Origin of the sequence: Undibacterium sp. YM2 (assembly GCF_009937975.1) — a bacterium.
Lineage (GTDB): Bacteria > Pseudomonadota > Gammaproteobacteria > Burkholderiales > Burkholderiaceae_D > Undibacterium.
In genome coordinates this window covers 6,022,599-6,044,849 of the sequence record NZ_AP018441.1, presented here as the reverse complement: position 1 = coordinate 6,044,849, position 22,251 = coordinate 6,022,599, and the positions used below count along the sequence as shown (strand labels likewise).

Annotated in this window: 23 protein-coding genes; 12 read left to right on the top strand and 11 right to left on the bottom strand. The window is 50.8% G+C overall.

The features are described 5' to 3' along the window. Nucleotides 1-21: 21 nt before the first annotated feature. From UNDYM_RS27815 to glpK, 7 genes are all read right to left on the bottom strand, one after another. Entirely contained in the window at nucleotides 22-1,296 is a 1,275-nt protein-coding gene (locus tag UNDYM_RS27815) for a glycosyltransferase (protein ID WP_162044052.1), read from the bottom strand. A 125-nt stretch (nucleotides 1,297-1,421) separates the two neighbouring features. After that, nucleotides 1,422-1,931, bottom strand: a complete 510-nt coding sequence (locus tag UNDYM_RS27810; RefSeq protein WP_162044051.1) for a DUF2059 domain-containing protein — start codon at nucleotides 1,929-1,931, stop codon at nucleotides 1,422-1,424. A gap of 926 nt (nucleotides 1,932-2,857) precedes the next feature. Continuing rightward, a complete protein-coding gene (locus UNDYM_RS27805; protein WP_162044050.1) occupies nucleotides 2,858-3,982 on the bottom strand; it encodes a GNAT family N-acetyltransferase in 1,125 nt (374 codons plus the stop codon). A gap of 8 nt (nucleotides 3,983-3,990) precedes the next feature. Continuing rightward, complete coding sequence (locus tag UNDYM_RS27800) at nucleotides 3,991-5,205, bottom strand: DUF3419 family protein (RefSeq protein ID WP_162044049.1); 1,215 nt, start codon at nucleotides 5,203-5,205, stop codon at nucleotides 3,991-3,993. Between the two features lie 182 nt (nucleotides 5,206-5,387). Continuing rightward, nucleotides 5,388-5,747, bottom strand: a complete 360-nt coding sequence (locus UNDYM_RS27795; RefSeq protein WP_162044048.1) for a hypothetical protein — start codon at nucleotides 5,745-5,747, stop codon at nucleotides 5,388-5,390. Between the two features lie 69 nt (nucleotides 5,748-5,816). Further along, nucleotides 5,817-6,347, bottom strand: coding sequence for an SRPBCC family protein (locus UNDYM_RS27790; protein ID WP_162044047.1), 531 nt, complete (start codon nucleotides 6,345-6,347; stop codon nucleotides 5,817-5,819). A 112-nt stretch (nucleotides 6,348-6,459) separates the two neighbouring features. After that, nucleotides 6,460-7,929, bottom strand: a complete 1,470-nt coding sequence (glpK, locus tag UNDYM_RS27785; protein ID WP_162044046.1) for a glycerol kinase GlpK — start codon at nucleotides 7,927-7,929, stop codon at nucleotides 6,460-6,462. A 174-nt stretch (nucleotides 7,930-8,103) separates the two neighbouring features. Here glpK and UNDYM_RS27780 point away from each other — a divergent pair, with 174 nt between their 5' ends. Continuing rightward, nucleotides 8,104-8,388, top strand: coding sequence for a hypothetical protein (locus tag UNDYM_RS27780; protein WP_162044045.1), 285 nt, complete (start codon nucleotides 8,104-8,106; stop codon nucleotides 8,386-8,388). 27 nt (nucleotides 8,389-8,415) lie between these two features. Here UNDYM_RS27780 and UNDYM_RS27775 read toward each other — a convergent pair whose 3' ends face one another. The 4 genes from UNDYM_RS27775 to UNDYM_RS27760 form a co-directional block, all read right to left on the bottom strand. After that, on the bottom strand, nucleotides 8,416-8,862 hold the full coding sequence (locus tag UNDYM_RS27775) for an FKBP-type peptidyl-prolyl cis-trans isomerase (protein ID WP_162044044.1): 447 nt from the start codon (nucleotides 8,860-8,862) through the stop codon (nucleotides 8,416-8,418). Between the two features lie 34 nt (nucleotides 8,863-8,896). Then, nucleotides 8,897-9,172, bottom strand: coding sequence for a hypothetical protein (locus UNDYM_RS27770; protein WP_162044043.1), 276 nt, complete (start codon nucleotides 9,170-9,172; stop codon nucleotides 8,897-8,899). Next, complete coding sequence (locus UNDYM_RS27765; RefSeq protein ID WP_162044042.1) at nucleotides 9,172-9,900, bottom strand: ABC transporter substrate-binding protein; 729 nt, start codon at nucleotides 9,898-9,900, stop codon at nucleotides 9,172-9,174. The genes UNDYM_RS27770 and UNDYM_RS27765 overlap by 1 nt, the downstream gene beginning before the upstream one ends. A gap of 116 nt (nucleotides 9,901-10,016) precedes the next feature. After that, nucleotides 10,017-10,901: a LysR family transcriptional regulator gene (locus UNDYM_RS27760; RefSeq protein ID WP_162044041.1), complete on the bottom strand. Its 885-nt coding sequence runs from the start codon at nucleotides 10,899-10,901 to the stop codon at nucleotides 10,017-10,019. A gap of 113 nt (nucleotides 10,902-11,014) precedes the next feature. On the opposite strand from UNDYM_RS27760, the gene UNDYM_RS27755 reads away from it, so the two are divergent. From UNDYM_RS27755 to UNDYM_RS27705, 11 genes are all read left to right on the top strand, one after another. Beyond that, the gene (locus UNDYM_RS27755) at nucleotides 11,015-12,511 is read left to right on the top strand and encodes a CoA-acylating methylmalonate-semialdehyde dehydrogenase (protein WP_162044040.1); all 1,497 of its coding nucleotides are present in this window, start codon (nucleotides 11,015-11,017) and stop codon (nucleotides 12,509-12,511) included. A gap of 358 nt (nucleotides 12,512-12,869) precedes the next feature. Beyond that, nucleotides 12,870-13,133: a hypothetical protein gene (locus UNDYM_RS27750; protein ID WP_162044039.1), complete on the top strand. Its 264-nt coding sequence runs from the start codon at nucleotides 12,870-12,872 to the stop codon at nucleotides 13,131-13,133. Nucleotides 13,134-13,396: 263 nt separating this feature from the next. Then, nucleotides 13,397-14,434, top strand: a complete 1,038-nt coding sequence (locus UNDYM_RS27745; RefSeq protein ID WP_162044038.1) for a nitronate monooxygenase family protein — start codon at nucleotides 13,397-13,399, stop codon at nucleotides 14,432-14,434. 19 nt (nucleotides 14,435-14,453) lie between these two features. Beyond that, nucleotides 14,454-16,073 carry a GMC family oxidoreductase gene (locus UNDYM_RS27740; protein WP_162044037.1) on the top strand — a complete coding sequence of 540 codons (1,620 nt, stop codon included), beginning with the start codon at nucleotides 14,454-14,456 and terminating at the stop codon, nucleotides 16,071-16,073. Between the two features lie 171 nt (nucleotides 16,074-16,244). Beyond that, the gene (locus tag UNDYM_RS27735) at nucleotides 16,245-17,018 is read left to right on the top strand and encodes an ABC transporter ATP-binding protein (RefSeq protein ID WP_162044036.1); all 774 of its coding nucleotides are present in this window, start codon (nucleotides 16,245-16,247) and stop codon (nucleotides 17,016-17,018) included. Further along, nucleotides 17,015-17,755, top strand: a complete 741-nt coding sequence (locus UNDYM_RS27730; RefSeq protein WP_162044035.1) for an ABC transporter ATP-binding protein — start codon at nucleotides 17,015-17,017, stop codon at nucleotides 17,753-17,755. Before UNDYM_RS27735 ends, UNDYM_RS27730 begins: the two co-directional genes overlap by 4 nt. 76 nt (nucleotides 17,756-17,831) lie before the next feature. Next, complete coding sequence (locus UNDYM_RS27725) at nucleotides 17,832-19,052, top strand: ABC transporter substrate-binding protein (RefSeq protein WP_162044034.1); 1,221 nt, start codon at nucleotides 17,832-17,834, stop codon at nucleotides 19,050-19,052. A gap of 307 nt (nucleotides 19,053-19,359) precedes the next feature. Beyond that, on the top strand, nucleotides 19,360-20,244 hold the full coding sequence (locus UNDYM_RS27720) for a branched-chain amino acid ABC transporter permease (RefSeq protein ID WP_162044033.1): 885 nt from the start codon (nucleotides 19,360-19,362) through the stop codon (nucleotides 20,242-20,244). An 11-nt stretch (nucleotides 20,245-20,255) separates the two neighbouring features. Beyond that, nucleotides 20,256-21,236: a branched-chain amino acid ABC transporter permease gene (locus tag UNDYM_RS27715; RefSeq protein WP_162044032.1), complete on the top strand. Its 981-nt coding sequence runs from the start codon at nucleotides 20,256-20,258 to the stop codon at nucleotides 21,234-21,236. 107 nt (nucleotides 21,237-21,343) lie between these two features. Then, entirely contained in the window at nucleotides 21,344-21,736 is a 393-nt protein-coding gene (locus UNDYM_RS27710) for a hypothetical protein (RefSeq protein WP_162044031.1), read from the top strand. Continuing rightward, nucleotides 21,714-22,220 carry a DUF4279 domain-containing protein gene (locus UNDYM_RS27705; RefSeq protein WP_370529418.1) on the top strand — a complete coding sequence of 169 codons (507 nt, stop codon included), beginning with the start codon at nucleotides 21,714-21,716 and terminating at the stop codon, nucleotides 22,218-22,220. The genes UNDYM_RS27710 and UNDYM_RS27705 overlap by 23 nt, the downstream gene beginning before the upstream one ends. Nucleotides 22,221-22,251 lie beyond the last annotated feature (31 nt).

The following is a 22,251-nucleotide window of genomic DNA, read 5'->3' as shown; positions in this document are numbered from 1 at the left end:
AACTGTGCCTGGAGCCGGAATTTATAGTTTCTGTTTTAATTCTACTGCTTCAATTGCATCGCACAAAGAATCTGCATAGCCAGTTTTTTTGAATTTCTGAGCAAGGAGCACGCAATTGGTTTTGATTGATGCAGAGCCCAGCAGTTGTGACAGGCTGCGCGCCAATTTACCTGCAGTCAGGCGTGACATACGCAGAAAATGACCTGCACCCAGATTTTTTACACGCGCAGCATTGTCGAACTGGTCAAAAGCCAGCGGTGTCAGCAATTGCGGTGCACCGGCTCTTAACGCTTCTGCTGTCGTACCTATGCCGCCATGGTGTACCAAGGCTGATGCACGCGGAAGTATAGTGCGCAGTGGCAGATAACTTTGCCAGAGTATGTCAGCCGGTAGAGCAGAGGCGATCTGTTCACGGTGAGTACTCAGGAATATCGCGCGCAAACCCAGTTTTTGCACTGCCTGCTGTGCACATTTAAAATAATGGCTGGCCTGTATATTCCCTGAACCTGGAGTAAATATCACAGGTGCAGGCCCTGAGGTCAGAAATTCTTCGAGCTCTGTGGATAAGTCTGCATCAGGGCTGCTGTCATAGAGCTGGAATTCTCCCAAGACCATGGTTGCTGGCCAGTCTGGCTGTACTGCGGCAAACCATTCTGGGAAAAAACTGATGCTCAGGTCTGGTACTGCATACATATACGGTGCGAGGCTGGTAATCGGTGGCAGATTCCTGGCCAGCCTGGCCTGATTGACCATCGGTACTGCTACCGGATCAACAAAATTTTTATCTGCATAAGTCCAGAGCCAGTGACGCATCCATACCGGTAACCAGCGCGGTATGAATAAATCACCCATGACCAGGGGATCATGCACAGTTCTTAAATTGGATGGTGCCAGATAAGCTGCGACGATGGGAATATCCGGACGGAAACTGCGCACCAGGTCTGCGGCTGCCAGGCCCAGAGGGTGGCTGATCAATACGCAATCCTGATCCGGTGCCAGGGTGGCAAAATAATCAGGTATTTCTGTAAATACGCATTTGCATGAGGCAAGTACTACTGCCATGCCTGTGCGTGTATTCCACATGTCTGGATTACGCAAGGCAGCGTCATAGTCTTCTTGCCTGCCCAGTACTTCATAGGCAATCCCGGCCATCTCTGCATGTCTGGCATGTACCGGGGACAAAAGCATGGTAACTCTGTGTCCGCGCCTCTGCATTTCAGTAGCCAGACTCAGAAAAGGGAAGATATCCCCAAGCGTGCCCATGCCCAGGAAAATGAAATGCCTGGTGTCAGTCATTGAGCCCTTACTCTCGCTGTTTTATTTCGGTAAGCAAGGGCACATTTCATTAACATCATTAAAATCCACTAATTTTTTCTAATTTCTTTTAATTTCATCTAAAACATAAGCAAATCTACGGCAATTTATTTATTTTTTTCCAGCTCACGGAATTCTTCTGCCATTTTTTTGGACGCTTCCATCATTTTGTCCATCATGGGAGTGATAACTTTTTGCATTGCTCCCATGCTTTGTTGAACGATGACTGGAATTTTGCTGACATAAGCTTTGCCTGCCGGGGATCTGTAGAAAGCAGCTATCCCATCGACTTCCTCCTGACTCAGGGAATTTGAATAGATTTCAATAAAAATCGGTTCGAGTTTTTCCCAGGTCATCTCTGTCTTGTGGATATCTATGACTTTATCCTTGAACTTATCCAGGATTTTTTGCTGGTCAGCATTGATAGTCTGGTCTTTCAGGACAGCTTTCATCATGTTTTTCATGACGGCATCCATCTGCGCTTCGGTACTTTTCAGGATTTGCTGACTATTCGTCAATACCAGTAATTCCTTGACGGAGGCTTCAGTTGGTTTTTCTGCATGGGCAGCAGAGCAAGCCAGCACGGCTGAAAATAGTAAGCCTGACCATAGTTTCATGGTGTTTTGTCCCTGAGGATTGAATGAGTAACGGATTCTACGACAGTTTTTTGCTTTTGTTTTTTTGCGTTTTTTGAGCTGTGGATACCTTTAGCTTGAATAACTTTATATAAAAATAGTAGTAGTTGTTAACGCAGGCATGTTGCTGTGGATAAGTCGGTAAACATCCACAGGATCAAGAGTTTAGGCAAATGATAAGGCAGTGATAAAAGTCTGTATATCCACAGGACAAAATCTGAACAGTAAACCTGCAGATCAGAGAAGTTGGAGTTACACACAATAGATGCAGTGGATATCAGCTGACTTATCCACAAAGATTTTTTTTAAAATGTTGTTTTTCAACGTGAATTTTCAGAAAAAAGCTGATTTATTGCGCTGTAGGGAAGTATTTCAGGGGAAAAAAGGAGGTCGATGATCTCTTGCAAAATCATGGACTGATTTTTTTGATGCAAGGCAGTTTTCAAAACTTGAATTTGTCTGCAATAAAAAAAATGTGATGTCCTATTTTTGGGAAGCCAGGTTTTTTTATGAAAAGTGTCTGGTGCTGACCAGGTGCTTTTTTTGAAAGATCGAATTGTAAATATCAAATTCCAAATTTTTAATCAGGCGTTTTTTATTTGTATCAAAACCAGGTCTTTCAGAAAAGGTTTCCAGGGCTTTCCGAAAAGGGTTTAATTAAATAATTAGTTTATATATACATAGTAATAGTAGTTAACGTCGCGATTTTTTGTGGATAAGTCTTAATTTGTCCACAGAAACAAGCACTTGGTTCATGTATAGATGCACTGATAAGTCCTGTATGAAAAAAGGACGGTTTTGGGATAAGAAAAACCTCAGTCAGACTTTTTGTGGTTTTACACAGTTCGTCCTGTGGATATGCATAGGCTTATCCACAGGAAAAACATAGCTGTTTTTATATTTTTTATTTAAATCCCGTCCGCTTTTTTTAGGATTGCTGGCGCAAAAGTCCTGAGTAAGCGGGCAAAAAGCGCAGTACTTTGTACTGTAGTTGTGGATAAGTGGCGGTTATAAATGGCGGTATATTCCAGTTGAGGAATACCACCGCGTGCCCGTTTGAACTGGCTGGCGCCTGAGCTGTAATGCAGTTTCAGCTTCTTGTCTCTGGCTGTTTTGAGTAATAAAGCCATCAATCGCCTGTACAAACCCAGCTCTTTAGGCAGGCTGGTGTCATAACCTATCAAAGGCGTAGTCAGCCAGCCATTCTCATGATGTGCATAAATACCAAGCACACCGACCAGGCGGCCTTGCCAGCGCAGGGCATGCATTTCCAGAAACTGGGTTTCCAGGCAAAGTTCAAAGAAGGCGGCTGTGAAGTCGGGATTAAGATAAGAGTGTTTATCGATGAAGAGCTGGCGGTAGAGTTGTTGCAAGACAGCGATATCCTGCATTTGCAGGTGGTCATGTGTCAGCACTTCTACTTCAGGATGGTCAAGCAGGCGGGCATCCTGTTTCACATGATTGTGTTTCCAGACGCTGGCTTGTTGTGGATCGCACAGGTAGATCATGCGGCTGGGCAGTAATTGCCAGCCGGTAGCGAGCAGGCTGGCTGAAAGTTCGGGGTTTACCTGTGGACAGATATTGCGCATCATCAGCGGGCGCTGTGGATAAGTGCTTAGCAGCTTGTCGGTGGTCTTACTGATTTCGCCTGCTGACCAGTCTGCGTACAAATTGGTGGAAACCAGGTGATTCGCAATAATCGCTGCCTGGTCCAGTTTACTGGCTTTGAATAGTGTAGAAAGAGGACCAAGAATGGGACAACTGAGTAGTTTGATCGCTTGTGCCTTGGCTGGGCTTGCGCCGCGCAGCATCTCCTGGCGCGGATAACGCAGCCAGGTTGAACGTGGGCTGGCGACATAGCTTTCTTGCCAGTTGCTGCTGTCCAATAAACTGACGGGCTGACTTTGCCCTGCAATTTCTACGGTCTGAATGTCGCAAGTGGCATTGTGCAGCCAGTGCTGGCCACCGCGTGAACGCGCTGTCAACAGCCACAGGGCATCTGCCACCACGCGTGGCGGTAAAGAGGTATGCAATTTGGCGATTACATCTTGGTATACAGGTGCATGCCGCCATAGATGGCAGAGCGGTCAGTGGCATACAGGGCGCGGTTATGGTCAACGTCGGTATGCCAGGCAGCCAGTATTTCTGGTGGCAACTTGGCTTCCAGTGGTGATTCGCTGCCACCGGTACGGAATACCACTTTGGCTCCAGGTGCTGCAGTGCGCGTCACTTCTTGCCAGAGTTCTGTTAATTGTTGCTTATCCATCCAGTCCTGGGCATCGAGGAAGAGATAGGCATCCATGGATGCACGTGGCTGGCCGCGCAAAAAATCAGTCAGGGTTTGATGGTGCGCATGTAGCCTGTCTATATTGCGGCGCAGGGTATGGAAATGCTCTTGTTGCAGATACATGGGCAGGGCTGCCTGCTTTTTGGTGTCATAACGGCGGCCAAATGCCTGTTGGGCAAAACAGTTTTCTGCCAGAGGGAAATCACAGGCCAAGTGACGCATTCTTTCCTTGAACAAAAGATGCAGGCCGTTTTTGGCATCGTGTTTCAGCTCAGCAAATTGCGAAGGTGGTATGCCCAAGCTATACAGGGCCAGGGGCTGGCTGGCAATCAGACGGAACAGGCGGGTCTCAAATACCGGGGCGACATATTGTTCAAATAGCTGGGCCTGTTCCTGCAGGTTGTTAGCCTGCATGAGCTTGCTCATGTCGCCACCCATCATGCGCACAAAGAAATGCGCAAAGCCGATGAAGTTGCCCAGCAAGCCATGCTGATAAGCCTGGTTGGTAAAATAATGGTAGCGCGGCTTGCCTGACAATGAGCGACTTTCCCAGAAGTTGCTAGCATCGTCTGACAATTGACTGCGTATATGACGCTTGTAGCGCTTCAGGTTATCAGGCTTGTCGGCATTGCCCAGAAATGCCAGCACTGCATCATAGTCCGGCAAGTGCCTGATGGCAGTTTGCTTGATATTGAGCATCGCCAGGTGTGCCGCATTCAAATCCACGGCATGCACTGCAGCCGGTTCAGCGGACAGATAAGCCAGGGCATTGCAGCCACCGGAGGAGATAGTCAGGATATTCGCGCCTGGTTTCAGTTGCAGGGCATTCAGATCAGCTTGTGGATCTTCCCAGATCTGCGCATACACAAGGCGGCTGAACCAGTGGGCAAACAATTTGTCTGCCAGGCCCTTGCGACCAGACGTGGTGGAATTGAAAACGGCGCTGTCTATCAGGGCTTTGCTGGACATGCTGGTCTCCCGCTTATGATTTGGATAGGGAAGACTTTAGGATGTACAGGTGACAGGCAAGTGACAAACTGATGAAGTTTATGTGAAAAACAGATAAAGAAACAACAAAAAAACACCACAAAAAAAGCATGCGCCCTGGAGCAGCATGCTTTTCAAGAAATTCAGGCAATCGCCAGATTGCCTCAGCTACCGCGTTCTGTGGATAAACGGCGCCGTCTGGCTTTGATAAACAACAATAATTGATAAGCAAAATACAGCGAGGCCAGCACAGGCATGGAGGCTACCAGTATCCACAGGCCGCCAGCGAGGGGGACCGGGCCTGACCAGACTTGTATGGCAACTTCCGGCTTATTGCTTTTTTCAGGTGCTGTTTGTTTTGGTGTGTCTATTTGCACACCAGAATTTTGCTTGGGCAAGTCTTCTGGCGCGACGACAAATACTGCCTGCGTGCCTGGCTTGGCGCTGGCCGGGGCAGGAGTATTGCCAGTTGCGGCAGCGAGAACAGGGGAGGCTGGCAATGCAGTCAGCATCTGCAATGCCATTATCAGGACGTACTTGAGTTTCATTGATGCAATCAGTCGAAATGCGATGTAGTTTTAGCTACGTGGGCTTTAATTTTTCTCGGCGAACTTTTTAAGATTACTTAAGCCAGCTTCAAAATCGGGACCCACCATTTTATCCATAAATGGGGCAAATAGCTTCATCATGAAATTTCCTTCGCTGCTGCCTTCCATTTTCCAGGTGACTTTAGTCCCATCTGGCTGGGCTTCCAGCAGGAAACTGCCCGTCGATGGTTTGCCCATGCCTTCAAAATGCAGCTCATAATCAATTTCACGGTAAGGGCTGGCATGACTGAGTTTCATGCCACCATTGCCCTGCGATGCGCTTTTCCATTCCCAGGCGGCATTCGTGCCTGATTCCGGGCCAGAAAATTCCATTTTCATATTCGGGTCACGCTGATTCCAGACTGACCAGTTTTTCCATTCCTTAGGTGCGGCGATCAGGGGGAAGATCTTGGCCGGGGTGGAATGTATCTGGATGCTGCGGCTGACCTTGTATTCATTTGGCAAGGCATAGGCAATTGCCAGTATCAGGGCGATGGCAGTAATCAGTATGCCGGCAGACCATTTGATGATTTTCATTTTTTCTCTCTCTTTTTAGTAAAAATGCCAGCGATAGGCTGTAAAGCAGACTGTAAAACAGGCTGTGGATATCTTGTCTTTGGGTGATTTTATTTTTCTTATATTATTTGTCTTATCTTACTTTCCCTATGGCGATTTCCCAGTTTTGCATGAGGCTGGCGGCTTCATCGCGGCTCATGGCTGGTATGAATTGTCTGTCCATTTGCCACTGGTTCGCGCATTCTTCCATACTTTTATATACCCCAACTCCCAAACCTGCCAGATAAGCTGCGCCCAGGGCCGTGGTTTCTGTGACTTTGGGGCGTATCACCGGTATGCCCAGCAAGTCTGCCTGGAATTGCAGCAGCATATTATTCGCCGCTGCACCGCCATCGACACGTAATTCCCTGATAGGGAAAACTGCGTCCCTGACCATGGCTTGCAGCAGGGCGGTACTTTGAAAGGCGATTGATTCCAGCGCAGCGCGGGCGATATGGGCGACCGTGCTGCCCCGGCTCAGGCCGAGGATGGCACCCTTCGCAGATGGCACCCAGTAAGGTGCTCCAAGCCCAGTGAAAGAGGGGACAAAGACCACGCCACCGGAATCTGGCACGGTGGCCGCCAGTTGTTCTACATCAGTCGAATGCTGTATGGCTTTCAGGCCATCCCTGAGCCACTGCACGACTGCACCGCCGATGAAGACACTGCCCTCCAGCGCATATTGGGCATGAGCATCGGTCTGGCAGGCTGCGGTGCTGATCAGGCCGTTTTGTGAATCTGGACATTGATCACCGGTATGCATGAGCATGAAGCAGCCCGTGCCATAGGTATTTTTGGCCATGCCCGGGGTAAAGCAGGCCTGGCCAAACAAGGCGGCCTGCTGGTCGCCAGCGATACCGCCGATGGGAATGGATGTGCCCAGCAGTTTGCTGTGACCGAATTGGTGACTCGATGGCAAGACTTCTGGCAGCAATTTTTTGGGTATGTCAAACCAGCTCAGTAATTCTTCATCCCACTTGTTGTCGTGGATGTTGTACAGCATGGTACGCGAAGCATTGCTGACATCGGTGACATGCAGCGCGCCTTCGCTGAGTTGCCAGGCCAGCCAGCTGTCTATCGTGCCAAAAGCCAGTTCACCGGCATTTGCACGGCGGCGCGCGTCGGGAACATGATCGAGCAGCCACTTGAGTTTGGTGGCAGAAAAATACGGGTCAAGTATCAGGCCAGTCTTGGCTTGTATGCGTGGCGCATAGCCTTGCTGACGCAATTCATCGCAATAAGCTTCTGTGCGGCGGTCTTGCCAGACGATGGCATGGTATAGCGGCTGGCCTGTTTTTCTGTCCCATAGCACCGTAGTTTCGCGCTGGTTGGTAATGCCCAGGGCGGCGATGTCGCTGGCCCGCAAACCGGCTTTGGCGATGACTTGCTGGCAGGTGGCAAACTGGCTTTGCCAGATTTCCTGGGCATCATGCTCTACCCAGCCTGGCTGCGGGAAAATCTGACGGAATTCCTGCTGGGCGGTGGCAATCAATTCACCTACTTCATTGAAGATGATGCTGCGTGAGCTGGAAGTGCCCTGGTCTAGTGCAAGCAGATATGTCATAGAAATTCCTGATGTATCTGATCCCTGTGGAAGAGAGACAGAAAATGCAGAATGAAAAATTTTCAGCCTGATGCTGACGTCTGGTTACAATTTTAGCCATTCCTGCAATGGCAAACAGGATTGAATTTGATATAGTAGTTTATTGATTTAATATTATGCAAGAAAGGCAATTCTGTGGCGGGGTTACTCAATTTTTCTTTGTCTTTACTGGTGCTGGTGTTTTTTGCTTTTGGCACCATGCGTAAAAGCCGCCGCCTGATCAACCTGTCTTTTTTTGCCATGGTCGCTGCCAGCCTGCTGGGCTGGTACCAGTATATTTTCCCTGCTGGCCTTAGCCTGCTGTTTTATGCGGGAACCCTGGCAACGGTGCTGGCGATCTCGGTATTCTTTTATGCCATTTATTCTTATGAGTCTGTCTGGACAGACTTGCAGGAAATCAAGGCCAGACAGTTACCCTGAAGGCCCTGACCCCGCGATGGCCTGGCTTTATCTGACCTCAAGTAATTCAATATCAAAAATCAGGTAGGCGTTCGGCGGTATCATGCCATTGCCTGCACCTGCGGCACCATAGCCCAACTCTGGCGGTATGATCAGGGTGCGTTTGCCACCTACTTTCATCCCTGCTACACCTTGTTCCCAGCCTTTGATGACGCGGCCCGAGCCTATGGTGAAGGAAAAAGCCTGCTGGCCTACGGAACTGTCAAATTTGGTGCCACGTTCCTTGCTGGCAAAAGGATCATGCAGCCAGCCTGTGTAATGGACAAACACAGTATTGCCAGGCAGGGCTTCTTTGCCACTGCCGACTTTTTCATCGATTTTAGTGAGCCTGCTGATGACCACGCTGTCAGCGGCTTGTGCCTGGGCCGATGCGGCGGGCAGGATGCCAGTGAACAGGCTGGTGGCAAGCAGGGCAGTAAGACAATGGTATTTCATAGAATTTTCCTTATAGATTTACTTCTGAAGACTTTTATTTCTGTTTGGCTGCCGCGATTTTTTTCTCAAAAGCCACATCCAGTTTGCTGGCTTTTTTGGGAGCCTGTTTATGCAGGTTGTTAACATAAACGACAAATTCATCCATTTCCATGGCATCGCTGACGCTGACAGGCAATTCGTCTAGCTGTTCGAGATTGGCCAGGGTCAGGGAAAACCGGCCATCCGCGAGGCTGACCATGGAATAGGGAGCATTATTGCTGCGTTCACGCAGGCGGTTGACTGCATGGGCGGCCTTGGTCGATCTGGCCATTATTTGATCCCGTACTTGCGCATGATTTTTTCCATGGTGCCGTCATTATCCAGTTCTTTATTAATCTTGTTGTAGAGCTCTATGCGTTGCTTGTCCATGCGGACATTGCACAGCATGTTGAGCTCTATGCTTTTCCATTTGATGGCACGCACAATATCGTTGGCAAAGCCTTGCTGCTGGGCAAGGAACATGCCGTGTGACTCTGAGACTATCCAGTAGTTCAGCCTGCCATTCACCAGCAGACGTGGATTGTCATCATCCTGGCTCGCAAACTCTATTTTGTAGCCTTGTTCGCTGAGTTGCACGCCTGTGGCTGCATTTTTGTACGAACCTATCGAATACGCTTTGGCATCTTCAAAACTTTTTAGCACGCGGCTATCATTTTTGCGGCCATACAAAACCCAATTGTCGTTGACCAGCGGGCCCACCCATTTATACAGATGTTCTCTGTCGGGCGTGCGGCGAAAGCCAAACAGGCAGGTATTGTCATCATTGAGCGTGGAATTCAAACCGCGTGCGAGGGATGTGCTGCTGATGCTGTAGTTATCGCCGGCACGCCTGAGTATCTCTGCGATCTTTTCGGTCAGCGCACCCTGGATTTCACCGGTTTTGATGTCAGTGTGCGTAAAAGGCGCAAATTCCTGGATAAGCAGTTTGATCGTTTCTGCATGGCTGATGGCAGGAACGATGGCCAGAGATACAAGCAAACTGGATAACAGGAGTTTCACGAACGATTTTCCGAAATAGATAAGTGGTGCGAATATACCGCTGAATTTCCAATAAAGGCAGAAATTTTCTGGTTTTGAGCTCTGGTGTGCGGCGGAGGATACACTCTTGCAAACATCTATACCCAGATCGTTTTCAACAAGGCGAAACTGGCCGCGATCATGGCTTCATGCTGGCGCTTTTCCTGGCAGATGAAGCTCAGTTCCGTCGTGACACTGACGGCATCAGCAATCACCAGGCCATGGGCATGGGCTTCGCGTATGGCGATGGAATCCCGTATCAGGCTCAGGCCAACACCAGATTTCACCAGGTCCAGCATGGTTGGCTCCTGGTCTACCAGGGCGACCTTGTTGGGGGTGACACCCAGTCCGGCGAAAATCTGGCTCAGCAGCCGGTGATGTGCGGATTCAGCCGGCGTCCACAACCACGGCAATTTGGCAAGACTGGCCCAGTCCTGGCCAGCGACCCGGTTTTTCCATCCCTTGGGTGCCACTACCCGGTAAGTAAATGGTGTCAGCACCTGGCTGTGGCAAGGCGTTTTACCATCGTCGGGTGGTTGGCCGAGATAAAAGCCCACATCCAGCGTACCGGCGCGAATTTGCTGCAAGACTGTCCCCGACATGCCTTGCTGCAATTTTGTGGATAACTGTGGATAAGTCTCGACCAGACGCTTCAAAAATAGACCGAGACGGGTGAACTCAGGGTCAAGTATGGTGCCTATCGCCAGCTCACCAGAAATGGTGCTGTGCATGCTATGGGCGGCCTGGCGAAATTCAGCCATGCTGGCAATGACTTTTTCTGCGTAAGGCAAGAGTTTGGCACCATCGTTGGAGAGGCGCATGCCACTGGCGCTACGTGTGAATAAACTTAATTGCAAGGCATCTTGCAAGGACTTGATTTGCAGGCTGACTGCGGGCTGGGTCACATGCAATTGTTCTGCTGCCCGTGTCAAATTGCCTTCTTTTGCCACGGCGACAAAGGCGCGTAGTTGTATCAAGTCCATTATCAGTAATCCTTATATTGCTATTGATAATAACTCATTGGATTAACCACGGCGAGTGAATTAATCTCTGTGTCACCGCAGAAAAAACTTCACATTATCTCTAAGGTTTACTTATGACATCCACAATCGCGCATTATATGAATGGCCAGGCCTATGCTTCTGCCAGTGGCCGCCAGCAAGATGTATTCAACCCAGCTACTGGCGAAGTGACAGGCAGTGTTGCCCTCGCCAGCATAGCGGAAGTGCATGCCGTCATCGCCGCCGCCAAGGCTGCCGCACCGGCCTGGGCAGAAACTGCGCCGCTGAAACGCGCCCGTGTGATGTTCAAGTTCAAGGAATTGCTGGACCAGCATCATAAGGAAATGGCAACCCTGATCACCCGCGAACATGGCAAGGTCTTGTCGGATGCCATGGGTGAAGTCACACGCGGCATAGAAATCGTCGAATTTGCCTGTGGCATGCCGCAATTGCTGAAGTCACAATTCTCGGACAATATCGGCGGCGGCATAGACAATTACAATCTGCGCCAGCCGCTGGGTGTAACAGCTGGCATTACGCCTTTCAACTTTCCTTTCATGGTACCGATGTGGATGGCACCGCTGGCGATAGCGACAGGCAATACCTTCATCCTGAAACCATCTGAGCGCGACCCTTCCTGTTCTTTGCTGATTGCTGACTTGCTCAAAAAAGCCGGTTTGCCGGATGGTGTTTTCAATGTCGTGCAGGGTGATAAAGTCGCTGTCGATGCATTGCTCCAGCACCCCGATGTGTCGGCGATTTCTTTCGTCGGTTCTACCCCTATCGCTGAATACATCTACAGCGAAGGTACCCGCATGGGCAAGCGCGTGCAGGCTCTGGGCGGCGCAAAAAATCACCTGGTCGTCATGCCCGACGCTAATCTGGAACAAGCCGTCGATGCCCTGATGGGCGCAGCTTACGGCTCTGCCGGTGAACGCTGCATGGCGATCTCGGTCGCTGTTGCCGTTGGCAATGTGGCCGACAAACTGGTAGCAGCTCTGGTACCACGGGTGCAGGCCCTGAAGATCAAAAATGGTATGGAGTCTGATGCCGAAATGGGCCCGGTAGTGACTGCTCAGCACAAGGCAAAAATTGAGTCTTATATCGCTGAAGGCATAGCCGAAGGCGCGCAACTGCTGGTCGATGGCCGTGGCCTCAAAGTGCCTGGCCATGAGTCCGGTTTCTTCCTTGGCGGCTGTTTGTTTGACCACGTCAAAGAGGGTATGAAAATACACCGCGAAGAAATCTTTGGCCCGGTTCTGTGCGTAGTCCGCGTTCCTGATTTTGCGTCTGCTGTTGAACTCATCAACCGCCATGAATTTGGTAATGGCGTCTCTTTGTTTACCTCGGACGGCAATACAGCCCGCGAATTTTCGCGTCGCATACAAGTCGGCATGGTGGGCATCAATGTGCCTATTCCTGTGCCCATGGCCTGGCATTCTTTTGGTGGCTGGAAACGCTCTTTATTTGGTGATGTGCATGCCTACGGCGAAGAGGGCATACGGTTTTATACGCGCTATAAATCCATCATGCAGAGGTGGCCGGATAGCATAGATAAAGGGGCAGAGTTTACGATGCCGGTGGCGAAGTAGCAGTTGCGTGCTCCTTCTCCTTCAAGGAGAAGGTTGGGATGAGGATGGGGTTCGGCTGCGATACCGTATAGGTATTAATGTCGCTCCTGCGAAGGCAGGAGCCCAGTGGCGTTCGTTGTGTTTTCCGTGCTTTGATTAAAACGATTGCCCTTCGTGCAGACAAGCCGGGTCTCGGCCCGGCGGCCGAAATCCTTTCTTTGCTTCGCCAAAGAAAGGATTCAAAGAAAGGCGACCGCAGACTCGCTCCCTTCGGGAGTGCCCGTTTGTGTGAAGCAAAAAATGGGAAGTGTCCGAAACTCGCTGCCCTTGCAGGGCGCACAATCGCTTGTAAGCGATTGCCGTTACGCTGGCGAGATGCATGCATCTCGAAACCCCAGCTACACCTCAAACAACGGACACTTCTTTTTCCATTTTCTGCATCACACAAACGGCTTCGTCCCAAGCGGTTGAAAGTCAAAAACAACAGCAACTGCCACGTCAATGCGACCGTTATGCATATATCGTTGAGCATGATCAATTAACCTGTGTTTTGGGGTTGCTGTTGTTTTTGAAGTTAGCCGTTCCGATGTGTCGATGCATTTGCTGCACGGCAGAAAATGGAAATAGAAAGACCGATGTTTGAGCGTAGCGAGTTTTCGGGCTTTCCCATTTTTTGACTTGCAGCAAATGGGACCCCCTTTAGGGGGCAGCGACGCCTCGGTCGCCTTTTTTCGCTTACCTTTTTTGGCGAAGCAAAAAAGGTAAGTAGCTGTCGGGCTACCCCCGACCTGCAATCGCAATACAGTGACAGAAGTGAGTAAATGAGTTAGCGTACAAACACGAAAATTGATGAAAGCCTGATTTACCTGTTTCCAACAACTCACTTAAATAAACCCGGAGCCCCAAATGTCCAGCCTGCAAACCCTCTGCCCCCACCCCATCATCCAGGCCCCCATGGCCGGTGGCGCCACTACCCCGGAACTGGTGGCCGCAGTGTCCAATGCAGGCGGCCTTGGCTCTCTCGCAGCCCCTTTGCTGACTCCGCTCGCCATCATAGAACAGGCTGAGCACATCAGAAGGCTGACGGACAAGCCCTTCGCGATCAACCTGTTCGTACAAACCCGTCCACAAGTCGATTTCGCCGCCCTGGAAGCGGCCAAGCTCTTGCTGCAGCCAGTTTGTGCAGAACTGGGCTGGGACAACCTGCCGACCCCAACCCGCTGGTGTGAAGACTTTGAGGCCCAGCTTGATGCCCTGATCACGGCCCGTCCTGCGGTTGCCAGCTTTACCTTTGATGTGCTGCATGGCAGCCAGATGCACCGACTGCATGATGCCGGAATAAAAGTGGTGGGTACTGCGACCAATCTGCAGGAAGCCATCGTCTGGCAAGCCATGGGGGCAGATGCAGTTTGCCTGCAAGGGGTAGAGGCGGGTGGTCACCGTGGGACTTTCATTGGTGCGCAAAAAGAGTCGACCCTGGGCCTGTCTGCCTTGCTGGAAGCCTGTAAGCCGCACATGCAAGTACCGGTTATTGCTGCTGGCGGCATCATGAATGGCAGACAGATCAAACAAATGCTGCAGGCGGGAGCGCAGATGGTGCAGATGGGCACGGCCTTCCTGACGACAAAAGAATCGGCGATACACCCAGCTTACAAACAACGCCTGCTGGAAAGCAGTAGTGACACCACACGCCAGACCCGGGCTTTTTCTGGCCGTATTGCACGTGGTCTCGACAATCATTTCATGCAAACCATGGATGCCGTGGCTGACAAGGTGCCTGCCTACCCGATACAGAATGCACTGACGGGTTCCATACGTGCAGCGGCGGGCAAGGCAGCCAATACTGAACTGATGTCGATGTGGGCCGGGCAGGGTATGGCAGCGACCAGGGATGTGAGCGTGGCAGAACTGATGGCTGCGCTGGTCGCGGAAATGCAGGCTTAAATTAAAATAAGGAAACGGTATGGAAGCAGCAGGACAGTTTGATTACATCGTCGTTGGTGCCGGTACTGCAGGTTGCGTACTGGCAAACCGCTTCAGCAAGAACCCTGATAACAGGGTTTTGCTGATAGAAGCAGGTGGCAAGGATGATTATGTGTGGATACATATCCCCGTTGGGTATTTGTACTGCATCAATAATCCACGCACAGACTGGATGTTCCGTACCGAGGCAGAAGCGGGCCTGAATGGCCGCAGCCTTATCTATCCGCGTGGCAAGGTGCTGGGTGGCAGTTCATCCATCAATGGCATGATTTATATGCGTGGTCAGGAAAGGGATTACCAGCAATGGGCAGAGCTGACGGGTGACGATAGCTGGCGCTGGGAGCAGGTCTTGCCGCTGTTCAAGAAGAGTGAAGACCACCACGGCGGTGATGCAGAATTCCACGGCAAGGGCGGTGAATGGCGGGTGGAAAAACAAAGGCTGTCGTGGGAAATCCTGGATGCTTTCCGCAGTGCAGCAGCCGAAGTTGGCATCCCTAACAGCGATGACTTTAACCGTGGCAATAATGAAGGTTGTGGATATTTCGACGTTAATCAAAAACGCGGTGTACGCTGGAATGCTTCCAAGGCCTTCCTGAAACCGGCAGCAAACAGGCCGAACCTGACCATTATGACAGGTTGCCAGGTACAAAAACTGGTCATCAGGAATGATGAACAAGGCAAGCGTTGCACAGGTGTGGAATTCACAGGCGGTGGCCGCAGCTGGTTTGCCGAGTCCGTGAAAGAAACCGTGCTGGCCGCAGGAGCCATAGGTTCACCGCAGATTTTGCAGTTGTCGGGCATAGGTGATGCGGCACATTTGCAACAGGTAGGGGTTGATGTGGTGCATGAATTGCCTGGCGTCGGCGGCAATTTGCAAGACCATTTGCAGATACGTTCTGCCTTCAGGATTACTGGTGCAAAAACGCTCAACAAGATGGCCAATAGCCTCATAGGCAAGGCACGCATAGGACTGGAATATGCGATGTTCCAAAGTGGTCCCATGTCGATGGCACCATCACAACTGGGTGCATTTACCCGCTCGGACGCCAGCCAGGCGACACCCAATCTGCAATACCATGTGCAACCCTTGTCGCTGGAGAAATTTGGTGACCCTCTGCATGATTTCCCGGCGTTCACGGCCAGTGTTTGCAATTTGCGCCCTACTTCGCGTGGCCATGTGCGCATTGCCAGCAATGATGCAGCTGCAGCACCGAAAATCGTGCCCAACTACCTGACAACGCCTGAAGACCGCAAGATTGCTGCCGACTCGCTGAAACTGACACGCAAGATCATTGCCGCGCCGTCATTGCAAAAATACCAGCCAGAGGAAATGAAGCCTGGTGTACAGTTCCAGACGGAAGAAGAACTGGCGAGGGCAGCGGGGGATATAGGCACGACGATCTTCCACCCGGTAGGTACCTGCAAGATGGGGCGTGTAGAGGATGCCCTGGCGGTAGTCGATAGCAACTTGCGCGTCATAGGCATAAACGGCCTGCGCGTTGCTGATGCTTCTATTATGCCGACCATAACCTCAGGTAATACCAACTCACCTACTGTGATGATTGCAGAGAAGGCGGCAAGGAGTATATTGGGAAAATAAAAACTTCCAAATCTTGCGTGGTACTACTTATGGTAGTTATACCGTATTGTTTAGAAAACGGTTTGCTGGGTATTATAAAAAGCTAATATAAAAACTTCCAAAAATAAGGAAGTGTTGTCGCGTTGGATGTAGTGGGATTAAATACCATAAGCCAGACAATAAGGAGAAGAGATGACCGACGTCATCCTGGAGACTAAGCGCTTGACCAAAGAGTTCAAGGGCTTCACAGCTGTAAGCGATGTGAATTTGCAGGTGCAGCGTGGGCATATCCATGCCCTGATCGGCCCTAACGGTGCCGGCAAGACCACCTGTTTCAATTTGCTGACCAAATTTCTTGTCCCGACTTCGGGGCAAATCCTGTTCAATGGCCGCGACATCACCTCGGCCAAGCCGGCCCAGATTGCGCGCCAGGGCATCATACGTTCATTCCAGATCTCGGCAGTGTTCCCGCACCTGACGGTCATGGAAAACGTGCGCATAGGCTTGCAAAGAAAACTCGGCACATCCTTTCATTTCTGGAAAAGCGAACAATCGCTGAATCAGCTCAATGCGCGTGCCATGGAATTGCTGGCTGAAGTCGATCTGACTTCATTCGCCGACACGGTGACGGTTGATTTGCCCTATGGCCGCAAGCGTGCGCTGGAAATTGCCACCACCCTCGCCATGGAACCGGAAATGATGCTGCTCGATGAACCTACGCAAGGCATGGGCCATGAAGATGTGCATCGTGTGACTGATCTGATCAAGAAGGTGTCGGCTGGCCGCACTATCCTCATGGTGGAACATAATATGAGCGTGGTGTCGGGTATTTGCGACAAGATCTCGGTCTTGCAGCGCGGTGCCATGCTGGCTGAAGGCACGTACAAGGAAGTTTCCACCAATCCCAAAGTCATGGAAGCCTATATGGGCAGCACCAGTGGTGAGCTGGAAGGGGCGCATGCATGAGTGCCACGAGTAAAAATACAAGTACAAACACCAGCCCGGCACTGGAAATTACCGGCCTGCAAGCCTGGTATGGCGAATCGCATATCCTGCATGACGTGAACCTCAAAGTGAACCAGGGTGAAGTGGTGACCATACTCGGTCGCAACGGTGCCGGGCGCACGACGACGATGCGTGCCATCGTTGGCCTGACTGGCGCACGCAAGGGGTCGATCAAGATCAATGGGCAAGAGGCTATCCATCTGCCCACACATAAAGTGGCGCATCTGGGTGTGGGTTATTGCCCGGAAGAGCGGGGGATATTTTCCTCCTTGTCCACAGAAGAAAACCTGATGTTGCCGCCTTCGGTATCGAGAGATAACAAGGGCATGTCGGTGGCCGAGATTTACGAAATGTTCCCTAATCTGGCTGAGCGTAAAAACAGCCAGGGCACACGCTTGTCCGGTGGTGAACAACAGATGCTGGCGGTAGCGCGTATCTTGCGTACTGGTGCCCGTTTGTTACTGCTGGATGAAATTTCTGAAGGCCTGGCACCGGTCATCGTGCAGGCTTTGGCGCGCATGATCACGATGCTGAAATCCAAGGGTTATACCATCGTCATGGTGGAACAGAATTTCCGCTTCGCTGCTCCGCTGGCGGACAGGTTTTATGTCATGGAGCATGGGCAGATCGTGGAGAGTTTTGCGTCTGCGCAATTGCAGGAAAAAATGCCGGTCTTGAATGAGTTGTTGGGTGTGTAAGATGTATATCTGTAAGGTAACTGCCTCGCTGTCTTGGTGAAGCAGGGTTGAATAAAAATATGATTGGAGAAGACGCATGAAAGCAACATTCACGAAATTAAAAGTAGCAAGTCTCGCAGTTTCCGCCGCACTCGCTGGTTTTGCGCTGAATGCAAATGCGCAAGTATCTGGTGACACCGTCAAGATCGGGTTCATCACCGATATTTCCGGCCTGTATTCTGATATCGATGGCCAGGGCGGTGCAGAAGCCATCAAGATGGCAATTGCCGATTTTGGTGGCACAGTACTGGGCAAGAAAATTGAACTGGTCACAGCTGACCATCAAAACAAGGCCGATATCGCTGCCAGCCGCGCACGTGAATGGTTTGACCGTGATGGCGTAGACATGCTGATCGGCGGTACCAATTCAGGTACAGCCTTGTCCATGTCCAAAGTGGCCGCTGAAAAGAAACGCATCTTTATCTCCATCGGTGCCGGCTCTGCCCGGCTGACCAATGAAGAATGCACACCAAGCACAATTCACTATGCCTACGACACGGTGGCCCTGGCAAAAGGCACGGGTTCTGCCGTCGTCAAGCAAGGTGGCAAAAGCTGGTATTTCCTGACGGCTGATTATGCCTTTGGTGCTTCGCTGGAAAGTGATACTGCCAACGTCGTCAAAGCCAATGGAGGCACAGTCGCAGGTTCGGTCAAGCACCCACTGTCGGCATCTGATTTCTCTTCTTTCCTGTTGCAGGCACAAGCTTCCAAGGCACAAATCCTGGGCCTGGCAAATGCTGGCGGCGACACCATCAATGCGATTAAAGCAGCCAATGAATTTGGCGTCACCAAGACCATGAAACTGGCTGGCTTGCTGATGTTTATCAATGACATCCATTCCCTGGGTCTGAATGCCACTAACGGCATGTACCTGACCGATAGCTGGTACTGGAACCAGAATGAAGAAGCGCGCAAATGGTCACGTCGCTATTTCGAAAAAATGAAGAAAATGCCTTCCAGCCTGCAAGCGGCTGATTACTCTGCGACCCTGACTTACCTGAATGCCGTCAAGGCAGCAGGTACGGATGACACGGCCAAGGTCATGGAAAAACTGAAGGCTGCCAAGGTCAATGACATGTATGCCAAGAACGGTTATATCCGTGGCGACGGCAGCATGATCCATGACATGTACCTCATGCAGGTGAAAACCAGCGCCGAGTCGAAAGAGCCTTGGGATTACTACAAAGTGGCGCAGACTATTCCGGGTGAGCAAGCATTTACCACCAAATCCGAATCCAAATGCTCCCTCTGGAAGTGAAATCCAATTCTCGGGCGCATAGCTGTGTTGCAAAGCCTCGCAATACTTTCGTATTGCTGTGTTTTGCGCCTTGCTCTGCATCCCGATAATTGAATTTCAGCATTGCCGTTGTTTTACGGGTAAGGTCGCGGACTTTGTCGCGACCTTCACGTTTGCAAAATTGAAGTCATTCAACGCTAGATTTTTCGCAGAGGAAGTACTTAGAGATTAGGCAGAAAGAAATGATTTTCTCCTGATTTTCTCTGTGTTTCCGTGCCTCTGTGTTGAGAGGTCTTCACCTTTCCATCCATTTTTTATTTAGCGTGCCATGGAAATATTTGGTATTCCGCTGCAAGCGATGCTGAGCCAGCTTTTGCTGGGCTTGGTCAACGGCTCGTTTTATGCGATGCTGTCTCTCGGGCTGGCTGTGATTTTTGGCTTGCTGAATGTGATTAACTTTGCCCATGGTGCCCTGTATATGATGGGTGCCTTCCTTGCGTGGATGGGCATGAATTATTTTGGGATCAATTACTGGGTCATGCTGCTTGCTGCACCTTTGCTGGTGGGGCTGTTTGGCATCGTCATAGAAAAGACCATGCTGCGCTGGCTGTACAAGCTTGATCACCTGTATGGTTTGTTGCTGACCTTTGGTATTACGCTGATGCTGGAAGGGGTTTTCCGTTCCATCTATGGCGTATCCGGCCAGCCATATCAGGTGCCGGAAGCACTGACAGGGGCGACCAATCTGGGCTTCATGATCTTGCCGAATTACCGTGCCTGGGTGGTGGTTGCCTCGCTGGTGGTTTGCTTTGCCACCTGGTTTGTCATCGAAAAAACCAAGCTTGGTGCCTACCTGCGTGCCGGTACTGAAAACCCCAAACTGGTCGAAGCCTTTGGTGTCAATGTACCGCTGATGGTGACGCTGACTTATGGTTTTGGTGTGGCTCTCGCTGCCTTTGCCGGTGTGCTTGCTGCACCTGTCATACAGGTGTCGCCGCTGATGGGTTCCAACCTGATTATCACGGTGTTTGCGGTGGTGGTGATCGGTGGCATGGGTTCTATCCTGGGTTCGATTTTGACAGGTCTGGGCCTCGGTATTATCGAAGGTCTGACACGGGTGTTTTATCCTGAGCTGTCGGCGACTGTTGTGTTCATCGTCATGGCGATTGTACTGATGATCCGCCCTGCCGGTTTGTTCGGTAAAGAAAAATAAACGGAGCCACCATGAATAAGAAAATCAGTTACGGCATTGCTTTTGCCCTGTTACTGGCGGCACCGTTTATTGTCTATCCGGTGTTCCTGATGAAGCTTTTGTGCTTCGCCCTGTTTGCCTGTGCCTTTAATTTGCTTATCGGCTTTACCGGCTTGCTGTCCTTTGGCCATGCAGCTTTTTTTGGCGCTGCCGGTTATATCGCTGGCTGGGCCTTGCGCGATGCCGGTTTGCCGACTGAGCTGGGTATCTTGCTGGGGGTAGGGGCCGCAGCCCTGATAGGTCTGGTGATGGGCGCACTGGCGATACGCCGCCAGGGTATCTACTTCACCATGATCACGCTGGCGCTGGCGCAGATGCTCTACTTCGTTTTCCTGCAAGCCAAGTTCACCGGTGGTGAAGATGGTTTGCAAGGCGTACCTCGCGGCAAACTGCTGGGTATGGTGGACCTGGGTTCTGACCTGACCTTGTATTACTTTGTGCTGGCAATTGCCATCGCCGGTTTTGCCCTGGTCATGCGCACCGTACATTCTCCTTTTGGCCAGGTCTTGAAAGCCGTCAAGGAAAACGAGCCACGCGCGATCTCACTCGGTTATGACGTGGACCGCTACAAGCTCATGGCCTTCGTGCTGTCGGCTGCACTGGCCGGTCTGGCAGGTGCCACCAAAACCCTGGTACTGGGTTTTGAGACGCTCACAGACGTACACTGGTCCATGTCTGGCCTGGTGGTATTGATGACCCTGGTGGGCGGTCTGGGCACGCTGGTGGGCCCGATAGTGGGTGCCATCATCATCATCGCGCTGGAAAACAAACTGGGTGACCTCGGCAACCTGCTGGCAAACATCACGACAATAGAATGGTTCCGCACCATAGGTGACTCCGTCACCATCGTTACGGGCCTGATCTTCATCGTCTGCGTACTGGCTTTCAGGCGCGGTATCGTCGGTGAATTGATGGCTTACGTGGAGCGTACTGGCAAGGCCAGGGCGGGCTGACTTTTAGCTCCTCAATATGCTATAAGGAGAACCCCGCAGCTTGCGGGGTTTTTTTATGTCTGCGATTTGCTTAATATTGCACAATTCTTGTTTTCTGCCAGGCCTGCATGAAACCCAAAATACCACGTACACCTGCCATGCCGGATGCTGATACCAGCTTATGGGACAGGATCGCTTTTGCAATGCTTGGTGGTCTCACCGGCGCAGCCTATGCAGCCGTCATCTGCCTGTTGATGTTTGGCTTTACCCATAAAGCCCATTTGACGCTGATACCTTACACATCGGCGGTTTTTGCCTGCATGGGCTTTTTCTTTGGTAATGTTATTGTCGAAGCTATTTTGTGTCTGGGCTATGCTTTATTGGGTATGCTGTTTGCCATGTCTGTTATAAGCGATGTCAATGGCAATCTTCCCGCGAACGATATCAAGACACATCTACGCTACTTTTTTCTGCTGGGTATAGGTTCAGGCCTGAGTTTTGCGCTGTTCTGCCACTTCTGAATTTCTCGTCGTTTTTTTTTGTAATAATGATGAGAGTTTTAGACATTATCGAAGAGAGCTTGTATTGCAAAATTATTCCTATTTTCTTTCTCTACAAATCTGGCATCCCAACATTGACCCTTCATTTATCACTAAGCGCCTGGGTATGAAACCTGTGCATGCCCACATGTTTGGTACGCAGCGTCAGACACCTAAAGGCCGATTATTGGAGGGTGTTTATCGGGAAAGCTATTGGGTTGCTGATCCATTTGAGCGTGGTGAATATCTTTCCACAGATGATTTGCTGGAAGATGCTGTGGCAGAGGTATTCGATGAGCTGACGCCGCATACGCAATTTTTACTGATGCTGAGAGAACAGGGGGCGCGTTTGCATTTGAAAGCCAGTTCTTTTGGCAAGCGTAACTATGCGCTGGAATTAAGCCCACAATGGATGCTGCGCTGTGCCGGATTGGGCCTGAGTTTTGTACATGATGTCTATCCCTGATACTGCTGGCTTCAATGCAGAAACTGTAGAG